Raw genomic sequence first — 23,366 nt, 5'->3', positions numbered from 1 at the left:
AACCAGTAACCTTGTAGGTATTGAGTTGACGTCAATTAACGTCAACAAACACTCTACTGATGATTTACATTAGCTATTGGTTGAGTTAAAAATTGCTTTTTGCCGAACAAATACGCCCCATATTCTGGTGGCGAAATAGAGGGTGAAATCTTGCTTGCTATCTCATTGTCTAACCAAGGTGTTAGTGGTTCTGCTAATCCACCAATAATAGAAAAACGACTTGGGTTAAGAACAAATAGCTTTCGAGCAAGCTCGCTTATGTAATTTGCTCCATCTTGTACAATAGCGATTGCAACAGCATCACCATCCTGTGCGCACATCAATACGATACGAGCTAGCTTTGCATAAGCGCTAGATGATTGACCGGCGAGATGTTCAACAATATCGATGGCATTTTTAGCGTTAAAATAATTCAGTAAGCTCTCAGTCAGCTTGCTTGAACATGCAAAACCGTCGAGAGCAAGTAACACGTGCTCAACCGCTTTTAAACCAAGCCATGCACCACTGCCTTTGTCACCTAATGCAAATCCATGCCCGCCTAAAATAATACTTTGCTGACCAACATGCGCATAACCACATGAACCAGTACCAGTAATAATAACCGCACCATCTTCACCGTGATGAGCACCAATACAGGCTGTATGCAAGTCAGTCGTAAGATACATGGCTTTAAATGGATGTTGCCACTGAATAATTTGCTGATAAAACTGGCCAACATTAACTCCTGCTAAACCAATACCAGCGACTAACTGATGGCAAGTGTCAGGTGCAAAACCGGCATCGACTAAAGCCAAATGTGATGACTCAATCATTGATTGAAACGTTTGCTCTAAACCATGTAGTGGATTGGCACGACCAGCCACTGCGGTGCCTAGTTGTTGACCGTCATCGGAGTAAATCGTGGCACGACATTTACTGCCACCGCCATCAATACCGATATAAAGTTGCTGTTCGTTAGGCTGTTTGTTACCCATGACTGTCCTCTTGGTATTCTGTTTAACGCTACTATTTTTGATAGTCATCAAGCCTGTTAATAAGTTAACGCCATGTTACACCAGAAATGACAACGCTGTCATTTAATTTTTAACAAAAAACACTAATAATCAACAAGAATGATATTTACATCATATTTAACAGGAGGTTGTATAACTAAATTGTCTGCTGAGATTAGGGGGTAACACGTCGCCAGCGCATATGATACTGGCGACGCGGGTGTCTACTGGTTTAACAATTAGTCTACACGCAGAGTTCGGCCTTTTCGCTTACCATTAGCGGCTACTGCTCTAACATCAACAGGGCGTTTCACCGCCACCGCCGAGGTATACACTTGCCAAGGCTTATCACCTTCCCGATATTCTATCTGTAAGCCAGGAAAAGCAATATTCGCACTTAATATGCCGTCGTTAATTACTGCACCAACGGTGGGAACACGATAATTAATACCTGCATTATCTAACTTTACCAGTTCTTTATTGCCTAGGTGGTTGGCGATTTTTTGCCATTGACGTGCTTGCTGTTGACGCATTGTAGTAGTGAAATGATCTGTTATTTGGTTATACACAGCCCCTGCGTATTGGTATGGCACTTCCCATTCAGGTTTATACCATGCTCGCTCTGCTAACATTAATAGTCGCGGATAAATCATATACTCAACGGTTTGATCACTGCGTAACGTTTCACTCCATATTTGCCCTTGTATACCGTCAACAGTTTCACCAGCCTTCATTGGGCCAGCAGTTTGCTTGCCTGTATCGTCTAATTGAGGACGGTCATCGGCTTCAAAAGGTTGCCCTTCTATATCGAACCATTGTTCGGCATTAGCGGGTAAGTTACCTGGCATGAAGCTAAAAACATGATGGCTATTCAAGGCTCGAGTTCCCCAATAGTAACCATGTTCCTTTGGGTCTGCTTCATAGGGAAAATCAAAGTAAAGCACTTCAGGGTTGGACAATACCGTCGTCCAACCGTTATTCGCTTGTTGGTGAGCGCGTTGATAGCCTTTATGTGATACGAGATCCCAGACATTACTTTGAGAATGAGCAGGCATGCGGGCTGGATTAGTGTGGCTCATGCCATCACTCCAACCTGCTGGTTGAATACCTTTGTTGGCTAACATATTAGCGACACGTTCAATGAAATAAGCGCCAACATGATTGATGTCAGTGACACCGTATTGGTTGCTCGCTATAAACGCTTGGCAAATAGGCGACTCAAGCCAAGCGCCTGCGGTTTCATCTGCACCTATATGATAGGTCTCTAACGGCTGCCCCGCTTGTTCATGTAATTTAGCGATTTCAGTAATCACTTTATCTATAAAACGGTAAGTTGACTCCATACAGACGTTTAATGTGTTGTCGTTGTAATACTGTACCGATGAATACTGTGTTGTATCGTTTGAGTCCGCTAATATGAACTCATTTGCCGCCTGTTTATCCGCTTTTGCCATCATATTTCGATAACGAACCTCCATAGATTTGATCGCTGCGCGTGAATGACCAGGCATGTCCATTGAAGGGATCACTTGAATTTGTCGAGCATTGGCGTACTTAATAATATCAATATAATCCTCTTTGCTATAGAAACCATTCACCTTAGTATCCGAAAAAGGCCCACTGCCTAGCTGTGGTAAAATACAACGAGTTTCAGACAAGTCGTGACAACGTTTACTACCAACATCGGTAAGTTCCGGTAAACCGTCAATTTCTAATCGCCATCCTTCATCATCGCCCATATGTAAATGCAGTTTGTTTAATTTATAAGCTGCCATTTGATCTAGCAAATCTAAAATAAACTGCTTACTATGAAAATTACGAGACACATCAACGTGCATCCCTCGATAAACGTATCGAGGACTGTCTTTTATCTGCATAGGGTTAACGGTTAACGAGTCAATATTCAGTAATGAACTTAACGATGAAATACCATAACTAAATCCACTAGCATTAGCGGCTTTAATGATCATATTTTGTTGATTAATAATTAACTCATAGCGATCTGTGCTTTGGTTATTGTCCTGAGATAATCGCTCGAATACTAACGGGACGCCTGCACTCGATTGCCTGACACCAATGCGCTCCAGGCGGGCTAATGCGGCTTGAATATCGTGCAGTTCAAGCTGCACATCGACCAGGTTTTGGCGACTAATATTAATACCTTGATGCAAGGATATCGCCTTGCCATTAGCAACAATAACTTGCGATTTGGGAGTCGGTAGTAATGAATCAACGCTTAAACTGGCATCGGCAGATACCGTATTATTTTGGGTAAACAGTATTTCCGGCTTAGCCCAGACTAATTTGTCTGTTGGGCTACGCTGATACTGTCTTTTAGCATCGGTAAATGCTTGAGCATAAGGTCGAACTTCCATATTGGTTTCAGGGTCTTGCTGTACACGAGTACTATTAATCACTTGCGGGGTCAGCTCTACACCTTGAGCATCGTTAGCCACAATATAGTAATTGGGCATGGCATCAGTTTCAGAGAGTTGCCACAATTCGCCACGAAAACGCAGTGTGTTGGCTTGTCCTGCATGAAAACCAGTAAAAGCGGCAGTAGGGGTTATTCGATGAAGATCACCTTTAATTTGCTCAATCGTAAACTCATCACTTAATACTGCTTGTACAGGTCGCATTTGGCTAAAGTAAATAGCCCAATCAGCTAGCAACATATCGTATGAACTGGTGAAATAAATCTCAGCAATAAAACAACGCTCAGTCGCTTTGGCACCTTCAGCACAGGCTTCGTCGGTTAAATTAGACACTAAGCGATATGTTACGCTCACGTCATCTGCAAATTTGGCTAAATCATCTTGACTCCAAGACTGCAAAGCCATTTCCGACATAGGCGCTGATGATTGTGATGGTGTGCATGCGACTAAGTAGAAAGACATAATTATGGCACTAAACGTCCAAGTTGTTTTCATTGCGTCCTCGTTATCATGTAGAAGTACAGCTAATTTACCGTTATCGGTTTAGCTAACTGACATAATTTTTAGTGTCAATTAGCCTTTATTTAATATCAGGTTACTTGCTTATTACCAGTAAAAAAGCTGGAACATAAATCGCTTAAGATATGCACCAGCCCATACTTTTTTCTTGGGAGAAAGTAAAAAGTATCTTAAGGGATAGTGATGATTCAACCTGAAGTGCCACTATCAAACATGAATGGGAGAGCTACTCCTCATCACGTTAAACTGTAACAACGTTACAACCGTCAATGACAACGCTGTCATGCATAAGTTACCAATTTTAACCAATGAGATCCAGCTTTTTTACATTAGCCGACAAAAACAAACACAATTATATTAACGACCATACATATCAATGCTTTAACAAAAAACCTGAGCGCCTTGATATACAAAATTCAACTTCGATTTATGACAAACAAGCTTGTTACAAATAAGATAAGGCTCTGTACATCGTAAAATCCCCATAAACTCATAATCAAACTAAAGTTATCCCCCGCCGAATTTGTAGATTTGGCCTTTACTCCTGCTGAATATTATTTTTAACTAATGTTTTTGAATGTCGGTTAGTGTAGTTCGATAGGGGTTCATTATGCTCAGCGGCACAGATAAAACCAAAATGGCAAGTTTTATTGAGTTTTCTATTTTATGCAGCAGTTTTATTATTCATAACAGTACTCAAAAATTATAATAAATAACTGTTACAACATTCAGTAAAGCCCATTATTAAGCAATACTATGTTAATGGTACTGAATTTTATCGCAGTCTAGTGACTGCTTTGTTATTTGTTGGCATTAATGAATAGTGGCTATTTATCTGTTATTGAGGCGGAATGTTGGACTAAGTTATCCATTGTAACTGCATGATAGTGAGTATGTGAGTATGTGAGTATGTGCACCGTATCGTCAGTGATTTTAGAACCCGCAACAATGGTAGATATTGAGGAGTTTTATTAATCCGATAAGCTTAAGTAACTATTTCGTTTAGAATGATATTAACAGGCATTATCATGCTGACTTAACTAAGCATGTTATCTAAAAATGGCGCCATTTAGGCGCCATTTTTATAATCAGTTGACTAGCGACCTAATACTTCCATGCGCGCAAGTCGATTAACTTGATTTAACGAGCCGAGATGGCCAAAAATAGGCCCTAAAATGCCACGTTTTTTTAGTTCTAAAAATGCCTCATCGGATAGCTGATTTAATTTTTGCTCGTCAATGAGATATAAGCCGTTAATATTACGTTTTTCGCCTGCAACATCTACGGTTAATGTTTGACTTACGAGTAATCCTTGCTCCGCTAAAAAGCCTAAAATGCCTCTTGTCGCTTGGTCTTGCTCATAATGGCTAATTAACTCTTGCTTACGAGCCTCTAAGAATGAGGTCTCTTTTTCCGCTTCAAATAGCGCTTGGCCTTCAGTAGTGCTGACATCTTTAGACTGCTCACGAATACCAATCCACACTTTGTCTTTTACGTCTGGATTCAACACTAAGCCAAGCGGATAGTCACGGATTACGGCAGGAATATATAAGCCTAACCACTTACCGTCTTTTACACTTAGGTTTTGGCCGGGTTTAAGACCGAGCATTGCCACCGATTGAAACTCACCGGTGTCACTATTTTTAACAAATACAATGGGGTACTCTGTCGCAGCACGGCCAATTTCATGCAAGGTTACAGGCACAATATGTTGTTCTGCTATATGTGTGTAATCACTAGGAACTATTTTGAGATCACTGTGTTTAGCTGGGTCGAGTAGAGTAATTTGGTTGGACATCTTGGCTCCTTTGGGTGCGGCTCTGTGCAGGTAATCGCGACGATAGATAAAACGTTCACAGGTTGGTTATAACCTGTTTACAATAAATTAGTATTGAAACTACCAAGTTAACCAATTTTTACAAGCACGAATATAACGATTTTGCGCTTTAACTTACCACTTGCTTAAATATCCACCAGCAAATAGATTTGTCATCATATTTTCTGCAGACCATATTGATGTATTTTACTGAGTAACTCTCGGTGAGCAGGTAAATGTTGGCATAACTGTTCGCTGTGCCGCCGAATCCTTGCTGCATGCTGTTTAGCGAGCACTAATGAGGACTCAGACATTGTTTTCTTGTATGTCAAAAATTTCATGCCATACAATACATACAGGTAATTTTCTACATTGAACACTTCAAATTTAGAAAATAGGTCTTCACTCAAGGGCACATACTCTTGCCATAACGCCAGTTTGTTACTTAATCCTGCCGGGATAGTCTGTGGGTCGCGATTATCTATCCAAAAATCTGAATCATGACGATCAGAAAGGCAATAATGCATTTTGGCAAACTCAACGACCCGTTCCCATGCATACGACATAGTCTGATTAAATCGCTCGGATAAACTTTCACATTGACGACTATCACTAGGAAAACGACTTGCCAAGTAACCTGCTGCAAAATCCGTTAGCATGATTGATGTTGCCTCTATGGGCTCTAAAAATCCTTGAGCCAATCCTAAAGCGACACAGTTCTTAGCCCAAAACTGTTTACGGTAACCCACTTTCATTGGAATAGTGCGATACGAGTATTGATCTAATTGGCCACTGAGATACCGATTAAGCTTTTGTTCGGCTTGCTCATCATCGAGATGAGCACTTGAATACACTAACCCAACCCCACGGCGATTTGATAAAGCGATATCCCATATCCAACCAGCTTGATGAGCCGTTGCCTTAGTATAAGGGGGAATAATGGCATCAGGATCAGTTGGCACTTGCACAACAACGGCTTTGTTCACAAATAGCTCCTGAGATTTATCCACAAACGGAACCTTCAGTGCTTTTGCTAATAAGATTGAATCAAAACCACTGCAGTCGATATAAAAATCAAATTCCTGCTCGCCACATTTATCTAAAACCAATGATGCAATACTACCATCGAGGTGCAAACGGGTATCGATCACATTGGCTTTAACATGATTAACCGCAAATTTCTGTTTGGCATTTTCAGCTAACAACAAAGCAAACTTTGCTGCATTTAAATGATAGGCATAACCTTGTACGGCCTGATATTCCGGGGTTGTAATTAATTTAGGGGCAAGGTTTGCTTCGCAAACGTCAAATTGACTGGAGACTAACTGACTGTAAGCATCACTGGGATTTTGTAGCCATAACGAAGATAGATCATCTCCCATTGAACTCGGAGGGTCAAAAAGGTGATGATAAAAATTATCTCTGCCATGACGATGACTATCAAGCCAATTTTGAAACTTAATCGACTGCTTAAATGTCACATCACAACGGGTAATAAACTCGGTTTCACTGATGCCAAAACTTTGTAATGTTTTACGGATCGTCGGTACGGTTCCTTCACCAACACCAATAGTTGGAATATCAGGGGACTCGATCAAAGTAATAGTAATATTTTGATTAAATAGCGCTTTTGCAAGATGATTGGCCGCCAACCATCCCGCAGTTCCGCCACCAACAATCGCAACTGATTGAATTTTCATATCACCTCTTAATCCAATAAAAAGCCCGGCAAATGCAGGGCTTTTAGTATATGACTCAATTAATCTATTAGATTAGAAACGGAATGCGACACCCACTTTATAGCGAGCTTCACCTTCAAAGCTCCACACTGGGTAGTCTGCTTTAAACTCAGCAATCACTTCAGAGTCTAGTGGTGCAACACCTGTTTGGATGCTGTCTTCTTCGGTTAAGTTAACAGCTTCAAACGTTATATCCATCCAATCTGTCACGCTGTATGTTGTGCTTAAATCAAGTGTGCCATAGTCTTCATGTTGACGGTTACCATAGAATCCAGGTAATTCACGCATCATGTATTCGCTGCGCCAGTTATAGGCCAAGCGGGCTGAAAATGCATCCATCTCATAGTAACCGACTAAGTTAACTGTATGCTTAGACGAGTCAGAGAACACACCCACTTGATCAGGGTAGTTTTCAGCAGGAGAACCTGCATCTGCATAAGTATAGTTAATAGAGTAACCTAAACCGTTTTCATATGAATCTTGAAGTTGCAATTCAAGACCTTCAATACGACCACCGGTAGCATTGTATTTTTCACTTACCGTCCAGCAATCATATACACCGACTCCACAAGCACTTTGGCCTTGAGCAGCAAGGTCATTATCGTTAATACCGATTTGTTGGTTTAACTTTTGACGAGTTGAAATGAATGAACTTACATCTTTAATAAAGTAAGTTGCTGCAGCTAAACCTGAATCGCTGAAATACCACTCTAAACTTAAGTCGACTTGAGTTGCTTTAAATGGGTCTAATGAAACAGAACCACGGTTAAGCTTCTCGTTACCAGGAGTACCATCGTTTAAACCCGGTAATGTTGACGTAGCAAATAGCTCTGCATAGTTAGGGCGAGACATTACCTGTGATGCAGAAGTACGTAAAATCAGATCTGGAGCTAAATCAAACGCGACATTTAAGCTTGGTAACACATCACTGTAACTAGCAGAATCTGTTGATGTTGCATCTGCAAACTGACCTGTAGAACTGAGTGCATAGTAGTCAGATTCAATGTCGGTAGAGATATAACGTAAACCAAAGTTACCACGAATGCCTTCAGACTCGAAGTTAGCCATTGCATACACTGATAGGTTTTTCTCGTTCAATGTACCGTAACCAGACTTGTCACGAGTAAAACCGTTAATTGCCGCTTTAGCATCGTTAATCATGTTATCAAAGTTTGGCTTAGGCAAAGTAAAACCAGCACCCGAGCTCATTGTGCCGTCAAAATAATAAGAGGCATCATGAACGGCGATATCACCAACGATTGCAGCATCAGTTTGTTGAGTCACATCGTGGTCAGCATAACGAATACCTGTTTTGATTGACGAAATGGCCCCTAAATCTGTTGGCACTGTCACATCAAACTGGGCATAGGTTTCTTCGTCGGTATTAGGCTGTTTCTTTAATGCCCAACCCGCGCCAGATAATTGGCCATTGTAGTCTTCAGCACTAAAGTTTTTATTAGCGATATCGATGTCAATAATATTGCCCGTTGCATCATAGTGGCCAGCAAAATCTGAAGGCTTACCGATTGAGTTACCGTAGTTAGAGGTTAAACTGGTACCACCATCAGCCTTGGTATTACCGATACTACCTTCGATTTTGAAATTTTCATTATCATAAGCGAAATTGAAATCAAGGGTATCAGAAGTCATTTCAGCTTCTCGAGCCCAGGTTTGGTTCCAAGCGAAAGCATCCACACCAGTATGAGTAATATCTGTACACACACCCGCAGCGTTAGTTTGATTACAAGTGCTAACACCTTGCTGAGTTGGGAATAAGAAAATGGATGTGTTGGCATTATCAGCCTTTAGACTTAAACCTGTGTAGGTTAAGCCAAACTCTAATGCATCATTAGCACGGTATTGCGCGGCGACGTTTAACGCAGTGCGTTCACGGTCTTGTTGGAAGGTAGAAGGAACAATTTCACCCCAACCTAGCAAGGTTTCAATACCATTACGCTGATACTGGGTGTTCGCACCAGCACCAGAGATTAAGAAACCGAAGTTTTCGTTTTCATTTTTCCAGCTATATAGGCCAGATAATTCAGGATCAGTTTCTTCTGAAATCGTGCCATAGTCACCTTTGGCACTTAAAAATACTGTGTTTGACTCTAAGTCTAATGGCTTACGAGTCTTAACGATTACCGTGCCACCGATACCACCTTCAGGTAAATCAGCTTGCGAAGATTTATACACTTCGATACCACTGATCATTTGCGGTGGTAGTAACGAATAGTTAAAACTACGGTCAATGGCTTGCTGATCAAACCAACCAGTAGATGCAACTGAATGTCCGTTTAACAATGTGCTAGTCAATTGGCTCGAGGCACCACGAATAGACACCTGCTGACCTTGACCAAACTGGCGGTTTACTGCAACCCCAGGGATACGACCTAATGACTCACCGACATCGCCATCAGGAAACTTACCAATATCTTCTGCCGTTACTGAATCCACTACAGAATTAGCAAAACGTTTTTCGTTAATTGAAGCTTTCATGGAGGCACGCATCCCACGAACTTCAATTTTTTCAATGTTATCATCAACAGTAATTTCTTCTGCTGCAATAGCACCCACTGACACTATACTGCCAAACAGAATCGCAATTTGAGTAGCAAGTACATTTTTTTTAAAGATAGATGGTCGCATCTTTTTCCCCTTCCATAACTTTATTATCGTTTTTGAGTTCATAACCATTCCCTAGGAATGACAACGCTGTCATGTCTGAAGCAAACATTACACAAAAATTAACAATGACGCCACAAAAAAATAACCGCTCCTGCTAATTCATTAATTTTTTTGCTTGATAAACAACCTAAAAAAAATAACAAATCATTAAAAAACATTTATATAGATAGGAAAGTGATTTTAGACAGTATGTATTTTTAATTGTAATAAATGGCGTAATATGAGTAGAAATGAAATTGAGGATTGCCAATTTATACAAAAACTCGCACTATTAGCAGACAAATAACCCATTTAATGTTGCGGCAATTTGCCTTGTTGAGTGGTGTTTCGCCTGAATGAAGAGTCATTTCTGACATGAAAGTAACGATTAACGACGTCGCAAAATATGCCGGCGTATCGATAAAAACTGTTTCACGGGTGACAAATAAAGAACCCTCAGTAAAACAAGCCACCATTGATAAAGTAAACCAAGCGATAACAGCATTAAATTACCAACCGAATTTAGCAGCAAGAAATTTAGCGAGCACTAGCTCGTATGTTATTGGTTTTATTTACGATAACCCCAATGCATACTATGTCATTGATATGCAAAACGGTATTTTATCTGCCTGTAAAGACAGAGGATTTGAATTACTTATTCATCCATGTAATGCAAAATCCGAGACCATTTGTGATGAGCTGACCACTATGGTTAAGCATGCTAGATTGGCAGGGTTGGTACTTACACCACCGATGTCCGAAGACCCTAATATTTTGGCAGCCTTAGACCAGATAGGTGCTAATTACGTTAAAATTATTGCTGGTGAAAAGATCATCAATAGTAACGGATTGACGGTATTGGTTAATGACCAAAGAGGTGCGGTTGAAATTACTCAACATCTTATTGATTTGGGCCATAAACACATTGCATTTCTTAGTGGTGATTTACAACATGAATCAACAAAAGAGCGATTACTTGGATTTAAGAAAGCTTTAAAAAACAACTCTCTAATTTTAAATACTGATTGGGTGCTTGAAGGGGAATACTCATTCGAGTCAGGTTTAGCTGGTGCAAATAAACTCATTGCTATGGCTAAACGGCCGACTGCAATTGTTGCCTGTAACGATGAGATCGCCGCTGGAGCATTATTTGCAGCGCGCTTAGCTGGACTCGATATTCCAACAGAACTATCTATTGTCGGTTTTGAAGATAGCCCATTCTCTCGTCAAACATGGCCTAAATTAACCACAGTCCATCAACCCAATATCGAAATTGCTCAAATTGCGACGCAACTGTTAATTGATAAACGCAAAAATCAAACAACTGAAACGTTCAGATGCTTTACTCCAACACCGGTTATTCGTAACTCAACAACCTCGCCTACATAACACCAGAAAGCCTCTATCAATAGAGGCTTTCTGGTGTTTATCAACATAAACTCGTTTAATGCAACTTAAGTTTAGGACGTTGCCAGCGCAGTAGTTTTTGCGCAATACGATATACCGAAGCCGAGAACCAGCCATATAAACTGGCTAAATGACGCTGATAAAGCGAAATATACATCAAACGCGCGATATGACCTTCAACAAAAAAGTCTCCTGAACGTAGACTGCCCATTAAATTACCCACTGCTGAAAAACGACTAAGTGAAACCAATGAACCATAGTCCTTATACACGAAAGGATTTTCTGGTTGTTGTTTCATCTTTAAGCAAATATTGGCATAAAGGCAATCGGCCATTTGGGCTGCCGCTTGGGCCCTTGGTGGCACAGGTTTACCTGATGGTAAAATAAGTTGCGCACAGTCACCTAAGGCGTAAATATCATCAATGCCTTTAACATGCATACAATCATCTACATCGATTTGATTACGGGGAGTGACCGGAAGTTGAGTAAAGTGTTCAAAAACTTTCGGACCTTTTACGCCTGCTGCCCATACTTTAATGTTGGCTTTGATAGTCTCGCCAGTAGCTGTAACGAAACCTTCTTTAGTGACTTCTTTAACCTGCACACCTAAATGCAATTTAACGCCTAACTTTGACAGTACAGTTTGTGCTCTTGTACTGACTTGCTCTGGCAATTGCGGGAGGATTTTGCTTGATGCCTCAATTAAGTTTATGTCTAAATGATCTTTAGAAATATTTTGGTAGCCATACTCTCTTACAGATTCAATAACATGATGTAGTTCAGCAGCAAGCTCAACGCCTGTGGCGCCAGCTCCTACAATACCTATACCTAACTGGTCTTGGGTTTCATTAAGCTGTAATAGTGCATCCATGAGCTTATGATGAAACAGATTAGCACTATCTAAGCTGTCTAAGAAAATACAATGTTTTTCGGCGCCTGGTGTATTAAAGCTATTTGAAACGCCTCCCAATGCTAAAACAAGCGTATCATATTCAATATAGCGCGCAGCAATAATGATCTCACCTTCATCGTTGTACACTGGAGCCAGCTGGATTTGTTTGGTATTCGGATCACATTGATCAATAGCGCCACGAATATATCGGTAACCGTTCTTTAAACCGTGATCTCGATACTGTAGCCCTTCAATTGATTGATCAATGACACCAACTGCCACTTCGTGCAATTTTGGCTTCCAAATGTGAACGGTATTTTTATCTATTAAACTAATATCAACTAACGGGTTTTTACCAAATTTTCGTCCCAATTTTGAAGCCAACGCTAACCCTGCAGCCCCACCACCTACGATAACAATTCGCTGAACCATACATTACCTCAGAGATACCTTATTCCAACAACTTAACTACAAAAATATACACGTATAAAAAAAGGCCCTTATGGGCCTTAAACTGCTTCTTCATTTTCTTCGCCGGTACGAATACGAATAACACGCTCTACATCTGTTACAAAAATTTTACCATCACCAATCTTTCCGGTTCTAGCAGTATCAACGATGACATCGATTGCACGCTCTAAAAGCTCATCTTGAATAACGAGCTCGATTTTTACTTTAGGTAAAAAATCCACCATGTATTCTGCACCACGATAGAGCTCTGTATGACCTTTTTGACGGCCAAAACCTTTAACTTCAGATACTGTCATACCCGTAATGCCAATTTCAGCAAGTGACTCACGCACATCATCAAGTTTAAACGGTTTAATAATCGCTTCGACTTTTTTCATTAAATACTCCTGTCATCGCTAATTTGTTGATTAACCCTACTCGGTATAAGAGATGAGATAAATCGATATAAAGATCGCTTCACGTCTGCAATATAAAAATCACTATTTGTGTTGCAACAGGTATTTGCACGCTAATACGTGGCAAAGACTGTTTGAAAATTATTTTATCCTTTGCAGAGGATGATTAAGCATATGTCCTAATTACAGTTTATATGCTTGCTAACGTCATTCAAATATCTTACTTGAAAGCGCTGCTAATTGTCGCGGCTATTTTACGTATTTATGAAAAGATATTTCGCAGCAAATTCACTGTTCATTTTCTATACTAACTTAATCTTGCTGCAGGACGCAGCTGACAACGTTTAAGGATGAACAATTATGAGATTTTCTATTCAAGAAAATGGCTTCAGTTTGATTGAAGTTATTATCACCACGCTAGTCGCTTCAATCATGTCATTGATAGCTATCCCCCCATTAAATGACGTGATTGAACAAATCAGAGCCAGAAGTACTATTCAAGTTATTCAACAAACCATTCAATTAGGCCGAAATATGGCCATAAGTTATGGCGCAAGGGTAACGGTTTGTCCTTTAGTTGAAAACATGTGTTCTGAGGATTGGAGTCTTGGGCTAAGTGTTTTTATTGACCAAGGTGAAAAAAATCAACTTGATGCGAATGACCAACTACTCCAACAGACATCACCGTTTAATGAAAATGATTATATTAGATATAACCGCCCGGCGATCCGCTTTCAACCTGATGGACTCGCTTCTGGCACTAATGGCACATTAACTTATTGCCCTGGAAAGGTTGATAGTGAATATGCAAAAGCGGTTATTGTTAATCAAGCCGGTAGGGTAAGGATATCAAAGAAGAAAAATATAACATGTAAACTTTAGCGAATCGTAAAATGACAAATTTTACACATAATAAATTGATTGCGACAGATGTCCGTAAATAGTCAATAAAACACTGTTATTCAGGTTGTGCTTGGTTATACTCTGCTTATATGGCAGAGGACTCTTGCATGAAAAAAATACAATCTGGATTTACCCTAGTAGAATTGATGGTCACTGTTGCAGTTGCTGCAATACTGTTAGCAATTGGAGTGCCTTCGCTGACCAGCCTTTATGAAGGTATTCGAGCAAGAAGCGCTATCAGTACAATTGAATCATCATTTGTATTTGCTCGTAGCCAAGCAGTTAGTTATGGCAGTAGAGTCTCAGTCTGCCCAATGGCATCGACATCATGTGGCAGTGACTGGACCAAGGGTTTTAGCATATTCATTGATAATGGCACAATTGGCACTATGGATACAACCAATGGTATTGCTGATGTGGTATTACGCAAGGTAGATGCATTTAACAGTAACGATATTATTCAATCAGATTTATCACGATACAGTTTTAACCCTGATGGTATGGTGGCGAATGGCAACAGCGGCACTTTGCGTTATTGCCCTAGCACTGCAGACAACAGCTCTTCTGAGGCCATAAGTATGAACTCTTCAGGTAGGATTTCTAAAATTAGTGGTACCGTAACCTGTAGCTAGTAAAAAGGGCTTATAATCGTAAGCCCCCTTAAAACTAAAAAATCAATCGTCTAAGTCAGTTCTTTGCTCATCAAGTTGCCGAACAAACTTATCTTTAAACTTTTTATCTTCTGTAATGCATTCAATAATACGCTTAACCATTAAACGTTCATTAGTTACCGTTGCAACAGAATTTGCGAGTAGTCGGCTTTGTTCTTCTATAAGCAATTTAGGATCCCAACTAAATACAGCAACATTTGGTCCATTAGCCGTTTCAATATGGCACTTAAAAGTCGACAGTGACGAATAAGTACTCTGTTCAGCAGTAGAGTAAAAACTAGTCGATATTAACAAAACAACTAAACCTGTAATTATTTTCATTACCAACACTCCGTAGGTGACTTGGTACCTGTTGAGGTTAACGATATCTTTGCACAAGCGGAATCACGTGTTGCTTGTACACCAACAGCTGTTGCTGTCACTGTGTAATCATCCCCACTCAAAGTTGTATCAACCTTATAATAGGTATTTTCAACAATCCAAGGATCTGCTTTCAGCCCAAGTTTAGTCATATCAGTTGCAAAGCTTCGATGATCTAAATAGTATTGTTCTTGCAAATTAGCAACATGCATAACGCCAGCTAAACCGTCAGCACGCGCCCCCTTAGCAACAAATTGAGTGTAATTAGGGTAAGCAATCGAAGCCAAAATACCTACGATAACAACGGTAATCATCACCTCAATTAATGTGAATCCTTGCTGGTATTTCATTACATTTTTACTCATTCTATTCATCTATATGATAATAAATTTTATTGACTTTTAAACCGCCACGAACACACTTATTGTCACCATCAGCACATCCATCATCTGGACCTGGTTTAAGCTTAACAAATAACTCACTGCCTGCACCTACCAGATACATATATCCATCCTCACTAGAACTATGGGGCGGAATAATTACCTGCGGAGTATCTGGAATAGTATAGCCAGTTTCATAACTTGTCTGAGAGTATGAACGAGTCCCTTTATGTAAATCAAATCCATAAATACGCCCCTGACCAGTAACTAAACATTGGTTAGTTGATTGTGCTGTACCTGGTTCATAAGAAGTGAAAAACACCCGCCCTTGGATAATAGTGCCTGCGGATAAGCTTTTTTCCCCGGTACCTGGAAAGCTATAATACCAACCTCTTTTAGTACCAAAAGCAATATTTTGTGCTTCGGTGCTTGGCGGAGTGGTTGTTACATCATAAAGATCATTAATGGTTAATGCCGCGGGGATTTCTTTACCCGTTGCCCCCGTAAATGACTTTGTAAGAATATTACGATCTTGCAACACAAAAAACTTATCATTTCGAGCTTTGTCTAATGGATGTGGTCTGTGACCAGAGCCTACAACCACAGCATCATATGCAATCTTTTGATAAGCATTTGTTTTTGTGGTTACCCCTGATACGGTTGATGTTACTTCTGATATATTATTAAAATAGGTTTGCACAACCGTCGGTTCCGCAAAGAAACGACGATCAGTTGCCGGAGTATCACCACCTAAACTGGCAAATTTAAACGCTGTCCACGGATTAGTTGAATCACTTGGGTTTGCTGTCGGTAAGTCCATTCGCCAAATATTGGCTCCAGTATCTGTTGCGTATATACGATCAGTCAATCTGTCATTATTACTATCAAGAACTGCGACACTATTTGGGATACTATCAACAATACCGGCCATTTTTGTCATTCCAGTCCCGCTTGCTGGACCGAATTGATGCACTAATGCGCCAGTGTCAGCATTGACAATGAATACTCCACGACCTTTTGTATCATCAGAACCAACAGCAGAGCTATCTTTGGTAGATGGAGAATAACCTGCACCGAAAATAAGCACTGGTGATGCTGTGCTTGCTGAAGTATTACCACTTGGCACACCTGGAATAAAAGTAACAATAGGCTCAGCCCAAGTTTGACCAAGCTCAGCCATACCGGCAGAACTTGAGTCTATTTTCCACTTAAAAGAAGGTGAGTCGGGATTAGTAATATCAAGTGCATAATATGACTGACCACCACGTCTCATCCCGATAAATAAATAAGCTTTTTGTATTGCGCCCGAAGCAGACCGTTTTACATATGTCACAGGTGGCGTATCCATTCCATATACAGAATGAACCCCGGTTGGCACATTTGCCCTAAGCTCACGTAAATTGGGCAATAATTCATAGGGCATAAATCCCCAAGACTCAGTTACGGTATCACCAGCATCCTTAAACATGTGTACAAAGCCAGCGTTAGTTCCAACTATAATCCGTAAATCAGGTGAGCCTGCAGTACCATAATTGATAGCAAGTGGCTTAGAATGTAGAGGATCGCCCATAATATCAACACGCTTATCGATTTTTGAACCATCGGAATCTTCATCATCGACATCGACACCTTTAGCCCAATCAAACAAACCAGATAACTCAGTTTTATCTACCCCCATAAATAAAGCTAATTTGTCTTCGTTACCAATATTTGGAATGTTTATGGCAGTATTCTTTGTGAAATCTGTCAATGCTCCACCACTGCCAAAATTTCCCAAAAGCTTACGATTCGCGGTAACTTGCAGCACTGATGACGCTCCACCAATATCAACATTATTACCATCACCGCCGGAGCTTGTCGCATCACAAATAGATTGTAATGTCCAATATGAGCATGCTGAATTTTTTAAGCTCCCTGTGGCATCAAGTGCTGGATTACCATTTTTATCGACAATATCTCCAGACTTGGTAACTTTGAATTTTTTAAGGTTGCCTAACCAACGGGGGCCCTTGTTCGGTAAAAACATCGCATAGTAAACAGAGTCTAAACTCTGAGTACGGTCAAAGTTATTACTGGCAATAGAGGGAGAGGTAAAACTTGAATTAACTTCTAATATGTTTGAGAAAATCTTTTGTAATGCACCTTGAAGCGCTTGAGCACTTTTTGCAGAATAATAGTCACCGCCACCTCTTTTAGCTGTTTCTTTAAGTATAGGTGCGGCACTATCAGCCCCATCACTAAAACCAATGGTATAAGTAGTAATTAACTGATCACCCGTTATATTTGGATTGACATCATTTTTATGCATCCAACCAGCTAAAGCGGGAAGATAGTTACTAGCGTACCTATCAGATGTTTTCAAACCAGATAGTTTTAACACCTCACTGTCAGCATCGGTATCAGATGTCGGCTCACCGTCGGTAACATAGATAATATAAGCATCATTTTGACATTGTTTACCCACAAAAGGTGAAGTATATTTACCATTCACTTCTATCGTGGTATCTCTCAACGGAATTCGAGTTGGATCATCATTACCATAATAAACACCTCCACCAGCAAAATATCGATAGGCTTCATACAGATTTTCACACAACGGAGTATTACCGCCAGGTGATAATGACGAGATGGTAGTTAATAACCGCTCTTTGGTTGCATTAGTGGTGGTTGAAATACCATAAACAATCCGTCCACCATTACGATTATTACTATTATAGTTAAATACACTTAACCCAAAATCAACGCCAGGAGTCGTAACAATAGTATCTTCAATTACTCGTTGTGCCACCGACATGCGAGAATAGTTATGCTTACTCTTCGTCGAATTGTACCAATTTATATATTTTTCGGTATAAATCGTGATGGGCTGACCAATACCAAAATTGGTCAATTTAGATTTAGCAATCGCGTCATCGATTTCAGACTGAGTTGATGAGTTATTAATTGGGGTATACATAACCGGTGCAGCACTGGTGCCTAAACCATCAACAGGAAAACCATTTTGAACCCCAGGATTTTTGTAACTTTGTTCCGCTATATCCTCATAACAGTCTATGATAGAAACAGCACTACCATCCGTTAATGGTAATTCTTCCCAAGCACCACTTTCACCAGTATATCGATGCTCGCGTAGAAAGCCGGTAAACATCCCATAGTTAATCAAATACTCTTGAGAGGTAGCGCACATATTTACCGAGTTTTTAAATGTTTGTTTACTTGCCGAAGTTGGTATGTTTGTACTGCTTCTTGTATAGAATAGATTGGTATTATTGGTCAGTTTGGTACCACTATTATTCACATCCTCATTACCTCGAGGATAAGAGTCTTCAGTATAAAAGTTATTCCCCATACTTCCTGATGTATCGAAAATAATCAGCACTTGTGGTCTCGCGCCTGATCTAGCTGAAGCTTCAAATACATATAACTCAGTATCATCAGCAAAACTGATTGATGAGTAAACCAAAATAGCAAATAGTAATGCCGACTGTAATTGTTTAAAAATCATGACTAGCTCCCCCCCATAACTTCTTTTTCTACACCGACAACCACAATAACTTGCCCCATATTACTGCGGCCAAATGTTGCGGCACTTGATATTTCGACTCGACGACAAAAGATACCTACAGTAGGCGTAATGCTTGGTTGACAATCTGTATCACCATCAGCCAAAGGAGTTAATGTACTTGACACCCCTAAATCATTATCGACAGTGGTTAACACCGCAGTCATTGTAGCCATAACGTCTGAATTGGCTAAAATAGCTTTGTCTTGAGCACCTTGTGCTGATGCCATAGCATCTATACGTTCAGCTCCGGCACCAGCCATTCTTAATGACTGCGTAGAATTAACCGCTAAAGCGACACCAATAATTGTCATCAACACCAATATAATTAAAGAGAAAAATAGCACAATACCTTGCTGTTTTTGATAAGATTTTATCATATTGTTACCTTAAAGGTTTTTCACTATTTGGACCATAATATTGGCCCGAATCCATATTTTTACTAGTTATTAAGTATACGGTTTTCTAATACAATCGTTGTTGAAACAATTTTACGACGATAATTATCTTTTAATGGGCCAATTTTTTTATCACCGAGTTGATACGTTGTGTCATTGGTATAACTGCGATCTTTATCACTTGAACGAACTAATAAAAAAACTTTTAAAGAGACGATTTCATTGTCATTATCCCACATTAATGTGGTCACATTTTCTGCGGGCATATAGCTATCTGCAGTTCCGTCAGCATTGTTATCGACACCATACAGTACTCGCATATTTTCGATGCCTTCAACTAGCTGCTCCTCATTATTCATACCATTATTTATCGACAATGTACGTCGTCTTAGTACCGGAATGTCACCATCATCACGAATAAAATAGACATGATGTTGATATTCCCAATTCCGACTATTTGCAAGCCCTGGCGCGGCAGCATTGCCATCAAAAAAAACGATAGCTTTTAAAGTAGAGGCTACGTAATAACGAGTAGCTGTTAGAAAGGTTGCTGGCGGGCCAATTAAACGCTTAATTTGAATCACATCGGTTTTACTATTAGGAGAGATACAAGCTAAAGATTGAGGGCTCACGCCCTGTTCATAACCCCATAGGTAACGAAAACCTATAGGCTGAGCATTGGGAAAACTAGCATTGTTTAAACCTGCGCCAACACAGTCATTTGTTACGACTGTTGAACTAACAGTAATATTACCTGGAGTTCCAGTTAAGTCGCCCATAAAACCTAATTGGCTAAGGTCTCGCTCCAATATAGCTAATGCGATACGCCCATTTTCTTGCAGTTGGTTAAATTGACTAGTGGTTGTGACATTACTGGAAGACATACTAAACATGGTAAAAAGACCAGCCGTTAAAAATAGACTAATCAACATTGCGACCATTAATTCAACGAGCGACAAACCTCGTTGCTTATCAAATAAAATTATCATCTTATAATCGCCGTATTAACGACGAATGTACGTCGTCGATCACTACTAGAACCACATCCTTTAACAAAACTCGTTTGCCCCTCAGCACCATCAGATGAAGCTCGGACGCCTTTCCACGTTATGGCAACGATAACATTATTCGCGCCATCAACAGCGATGCAAGCTGTAGGTGAATCCAAACCGCCGACATTTGTATTGTCTGACGACTTTTCACTTGTGCCTAAAAATGCACGCTCCCATTGAAACAAGTCCCAATTTCTAGTTTCAATATTGGTGCAAATAACGTTTGCACCCACAGCAACATCACAAGATTTTGCCGATGCAATCGTACTACCAGTATAGGTACCATTGTAAGTGGCTAATTGACTACTATTGATACGCATTCGATTAATAATATCATTGGCATAATACGAAGCTTGAGTTTGCTGAAAAGACTCAAAACTGCCTTGTTTAGAAATAATATGAAGATTAAAAATGCCAATAAGGCCTATCACCAGAATAACCAGTGAGACCATAACTTCAATCAAGGAAAATCCATTCCTTTTAGGTGACATAAGCGTCAAACCTCCTGCAAAGATCAATATTAGAGAATACGACCTTAAATTTTGTTGCGCCAAGCTAATTTTACTTAATATATAGATGATAGCTGAGTTAAATGTAATCAGATAGTATCAATTTTGTATATTAAGCATGATTAATAGCTCGAAAGATATTATTGCTATTATACTCGGTTCATTTTTTAAGTACAAAAAACCCGCAACCTAAATTAAGTTGCGGGTTAATATAGTTAACATATTGAAATAAAACATATAGCTAACGTGATTGTGAACGTAACAATTAACGTAATTCTGCAGGTACGGCGAAAACGGTATCTTCTTTACGGCCTTCCACTTCAGTTATCACACTCGGCGCTAATGTCGCTATCGCGTTAACAACTTGTTGAACTAACACTTCAGGCGCTGAAGCACCGGCTGTGACAGCGACTTTCTTTACGCCGTTAAACCATGCAGCTTCTACATCAGCAGCGGTATCAACTAAATAAGATTGAGTACCGGTTTTTTCAGCCAGTTCACGCAAACGATTTGAATTAGAACTGTTTTTAGAACCAACAACAATCAGTAAGTCCACTTCTGCAGACATACTACGTACTGCATCTTGACGATTTTGAGTTGCGTAGCATATGTCATCCTTACGTGGTCCTTCAATTGAAGGAAAACGTTGCTGTAATGCACTAATGATATCTAAAGTGTCATCAACAGACAGTGTGGTTTGAGTAACAAAACATAACTTATCAGGATTATTAACCTGAAGATTATTAACATCTTCAGGTGATTCAATAAGATAAACACCACCTTTAGGGTTATCGTATTGTCCCATTGTGCCTTCAACTTCTGGGTGCCCTTGATGGCCAATCAAAATGCACTCGATACCTTTACGACTTGCACGAGTAACTTGCAAATGCACCTTTGTTACTAAAGGACAGGTAGCATCAAATACTTTTAGACCGCGATCTTTGGCTTCTTTTCTTACTGCCTGAGATACACCATGGGCACTAAAAATAACAATGCTGTTATCTGGAACCTGATCAAGTTCATCGATAAAAAGCGCACCACGCTGTTTTAGATTTTCAACCACATAGCGATTATGTACCACTTCATGGCGAACATAAATTGGCGGTTCAAATAATTCTAAAGCACGCTCAACAATACTGATTGCACGATCAACCCCAGCACAAAAACCGCGAGGATTAGCCAACAAAATACTCAGTTCAGGAGACGTCGGATCAACTTTTAACATGTGATACCTTTTTAATCAGTTATAACACTGACCACTTCAAGCTCAAACGTAAGCGTGCGTCCAGCAAGTGGATGGTTTAAATCGACAGTAATTGAGTCACCCGCCGTATCACGAACAATACCCGGTATTTCACTACCACCTGGGCCTGCAAAACTGACGATGACACCGTCTTCAAGCTTCATATCAGCTGGAAAACGGCTTCTGTCCATATAATGGATTGCATCTGGATTTGACTCACCAAAAGCATCTTTTGCCGCTAAGGTAAACTTGTGCTTATCACCTTCACTCAAGTCTTTAAGTTCATCTTCAAAAGCCGGACTTAAGCTACCGTCACCAATATTAAAACGCGCCGGTTTGCCCGATGCTTTAGTACTGTCGGCGGTCGATCCGTCTTCTAATACAATATTCATATGGCACACCAATGAGCGACCATCTTGTTTAGTTAAATCTGTCACAGTTAATCTTGCTCCTTTGGTGACTTTGCATCTGGTCTAAATGATTCCCAAATGATCAGTACTGCACCCACAAATATACCTGAATCGGCAATGTTAAACGCTGGATAATGGCTGGTTTGCCAGTAGAAATCGATAAAATCAACGACAAAGCCATGCATTAAACGATCAACTAAATTACCCAATGCGCCACCAATAACTAAGGTAAAGGCTAAATTACTCCGCCATATCGTGTGTGACTGTTTACGTAGCCATACGGTGAGTAAAGTACTAAAGCCGAGGGCTATAATAGTAAAGAACCAACGTTGCCAGCCACCTGCATCACTTAAAAAACTGAACGCAGCGCCATAGTTTCGCACATAAGTGAAATTAAAAAATGGCAGAAGCTTGATAGACTCATACAATTCAAAATTGGCCAAAACCCATTGTTTAGATAGCTGATCGGCTAAAAACACCAATGCAGCTACCCAATACCAACGCAAGCCACTGTCTTTCCATGTTAATGGCACAGTACTCATTGTGTT

At 40.0% G+C, this 23,366-nt stretch carries 19 protein-coding genes; 3 read left to right on the top strand and 16 right to left on the bottom strand.

The genetic code is table 11. From position 1 onward, the window contains the following. Positions 1–53: 53 nt before the first annotated feature. The 5 genes from nagK to H5164_RS01425 all read right to left on the bottom strand — a co-directional run bounded on the left by nagK (position 54) and on the right by H5164_RS01425 (position 10,147). Entirely contained in the window at positions 54–974 is a 921-nt protein-coding gene (gene nagK, locus H5164_RS01445) for an N-acetylglucosamine kinase (RefSeq protein WP_182754421.1), read from the bottom strand. Between the two features lie 257 nt (positions 975–1,231). Next, complete coding sequence (locus H5164_RS01440) at positions 1,232–3,922, bottom strand: family 20 glycosylhydrolase (RefSeq protein WP_182754418.1); 2,691 nt, start codon at positions 3,920–3,922, stop codon at positions 1,232–1,234. Positions 3,923–5,042: 1,120 nt separating this feature from the next. Then, positions 5,043–5,744 carry a SapC family protein gene (locus tag H5164_RS01435; protein WP_182754415.1) on the bottom strand — a complete coding sequence of 234 codons (702 nt, stop codon included), beginning with the start codon at positions 5,742–5,744 and terminating at the stop codon, positions 5,043–5,045. Positions 5,745–5,938: 194 nt separating this feature from the next. After that, positions 5,939–7,462 (bottom strand): tryptophan halogenase family protein, encoded by a 1,524-nt coding sequence (locus H5164_RS01430; RefSeq protein WP_182754412.1) that lies wholly within the window; start codon positions 7,460–7,462, stop codon positions 5,939–5,941. A 72-nt stretch (positions 7,463–7,534) separates the two neighbouring features. Beyond that, positions 7,535–10,147: a TonB-dependent receptor gene (locus tag H5164_RS01425; RefSeq protein ID WP_182754409.1), complete on the bottom strand. Its 2,613-nt coding sequence runs from the start codon at positions 10,145–10,147 to the stop codon at positions 7,535–7,537. Positions 10,148–10,540: 393 nt separating this feature from the next. Between H5164_RS01425 and H5164_RS01420 the strand changes: the two genes are divergently transcribed. Next, the gene (locus H5164_RS01420; RefSeq protein WP_182698352.1) at positions 10,541–11,554 is read left to right on the top strand and encodes a LacI family DNA-binding transcriptional regulator; all 1,014 of its coding nucleotides are present in this window, start codon (positions 10,541–10,543) and stop codon (positions 11,552–11,554) included. Positions 11,555–11,609: 55 nt separating this feature from the next. Here the strand turns inward: H5164_RS01420 and H5164_RS01415 are convergent, their stop codons facing one another. Together H5164_RS01415 and glnB are read right to left on the bottom strand one after the other, a co-directional pair. Further along, entirely contained in the window at positions 11,610–12,896 is a 1,287-nt protein-coding gene (locus H5164_RS01415) for an NAD(P)/FAD-dependent oxidoreductase (RefSeq protein WP_182754406.1), read from the bottom strand. A 77-nt stretch (positions 12,897–12,973) separates the two neighbouring features. After that, entirely contained in the window at positions 12,974–13,312 is a 339-nt protein-coding gene (glnB, locus tag H5164_RS01410) for a nitrogen regulatory protein P-II (RefSeq protein WP_124017158.1), read from the bottom strand. Between the two features lie 378 nt (positions 13,313–13,690). On the opposite strand from glnB, the gene H5164_RS01405 reads away from it, so the two are divergent. Further along, on the top strand, positions 13,691–14,212 hold the full coding sequence (locus H5164_RS01405) for a GspH/FimT family pseudopilin (protein ID WP_182754403.1): 522 nt from the start codon (positions 13,691–13,693) through the stop codon (positions 14,210–14,212). A 128-nt stretch (positions 14,213–14,340) separates the two neighbouring features. Beyond that, entirely contained in the window at positions 14,341–14,865 is a 525-nt protein-coding gene (locus H5164_RS01400; RefSeq protein WP_182754400.1) for a GspH/FimT family pseudopilin, read from the top strand. A gap of 42 nt (positions 14,866–14,907) precedes the next feature. On the opposite strand, the gene H5164_RS01395 is transcribed toward H5164_RS01400, so the two are convergent. The 9 genes from H5164_RS01395 to lspA all read right to left on the bottom strand — a co-directional run bounded on the left by H5164_RS01395 (position 14,908) and on the right by lspA (position 23,351). Beyond that, on the bottom strand, positions 14,908–15,225 hold the full coding sequence (locus tag H5164_RS01395) for a TapY2 family type IVa secretion system protein (protein ID WP_182754397.1): 318 nt from the start codon (positions 15,223–15,225) through the stop codon (positions 14,908–14,910). Beyond that, positions 15,225–15,629: a type IV pilin protein gene (locus H5164_RS01390; protein ID WP_310736163.1), complete on the bottom strand. Its 405-nt coding sequence runs from the start codon at positions 15,627–15,629 to the stop codon at positions 15,225–15,227. Before H5164_RS01390 ends, H5164_RS01395 begins: the two co-directional genes overlap by 1 nt. A gap of 1 nt (position 15,630) precedes the next feature. Continuing rightward, positions 15,631–19,149, bottom strand: a complete 3,519-nt coding sequence (locus tag H5164_RS01385; protein ID WP_182754394.1) for a pilus assembly protein — start codon at positions 19,147–19,149, stop codon at positions 15,631–15,633. 2 nt (positions 19,150–19,151) lie between these two features. Next, the gene (locus H5164_RS01380; RefSeq protein WP_182698346.1) at positions 19,152–19,586 is read right to left on the bottom strand and encodes a PilX N-terminal domain-containing pilus assembly protein; all 435 of its coding nucleotides are present in this window, start codon (positions 19,584–19,586) and stop codon (positions 19,152–19,154) included. A gap of 62 nt (positions 19,587–19,648) precedes the next feature. Beyond that, entirely contained in the window at positions 19,649–20,593 is a 945-nt protein-coding gene (locus tag H5164_RS01375; protein ID WP_182698345.1) for a PilW family protein, read from the bottom strand. Beyond that, on the bottom strand, positions 20,590–21,147 hold the full coding sequence (gene pilV, locus H5164_RS01370) for a type IV pilus modification protein PilV (RefSeq protein WP_182698344.1): 558 nt from the start codon (positions 21,145–21,147) through the stop codon (positions 20,590–20,592). Before pilV ends, H5164_RS01375 begins: the two co-directional genes overlap by 4 nt. Positions 21,148–21,430: 283 nt before the next feature. After that, positions 21,431–22,360, bottom strand: coding sequence for a 4-hydroxy-3-methylbut-2-enyl diphosphate reductase (ispH, locus tag H5164_RS01365; protein ID WP_182754773.1), 930 nt, complete (start codon positions 22,358–22,360; stop codon positions 21,431–21,433). A 41-nt stretch (positions 22,361–22,401) separates the two neighbouring features. Beyond that, positions 22,402–22,845 (bottom strand): FKBP-type peptidyl-prolyl cis-trans isomerase, encoded by a 444-nt coding sequence (gene fkpB / locus H5164_RS01360; protein ID WP_124017148.1) that lies wholly within the window; start codon positions 22,843–22,845, stop codon positions 22,402–22,404. Positions 22,846–22,847: 2 nt separating this feature from the next. Next, positions 22,848–23,351 carry a signal peptidase II gene (gene lspA / locus H5164_RS01355; protein WP_182722571.1) on the bottom strand — a complete coding sequence of 168 codons (504 nt, stop codon included), beginning with the start codon at positions 23,349–23,351 and terminating at the stop codon, positions 22,848–22,850. Positions 23,352–23,366 lie beyond the last annotated feature (15 nt).

This window comes from Shewanella sp. SG41-3 (genome assembly GCF_014164545.1).
Taxonomy (GTDB): domain Bacteria; phylum Pseudomonadota; class Gammaproteobacteria; order Enterobacterales; family Shewanellaceae; genus Shewanella; species Shewanella vesiculosa.
This window is presented reverse-complemented; position numbering and strand designations above follow the sequence as displayed.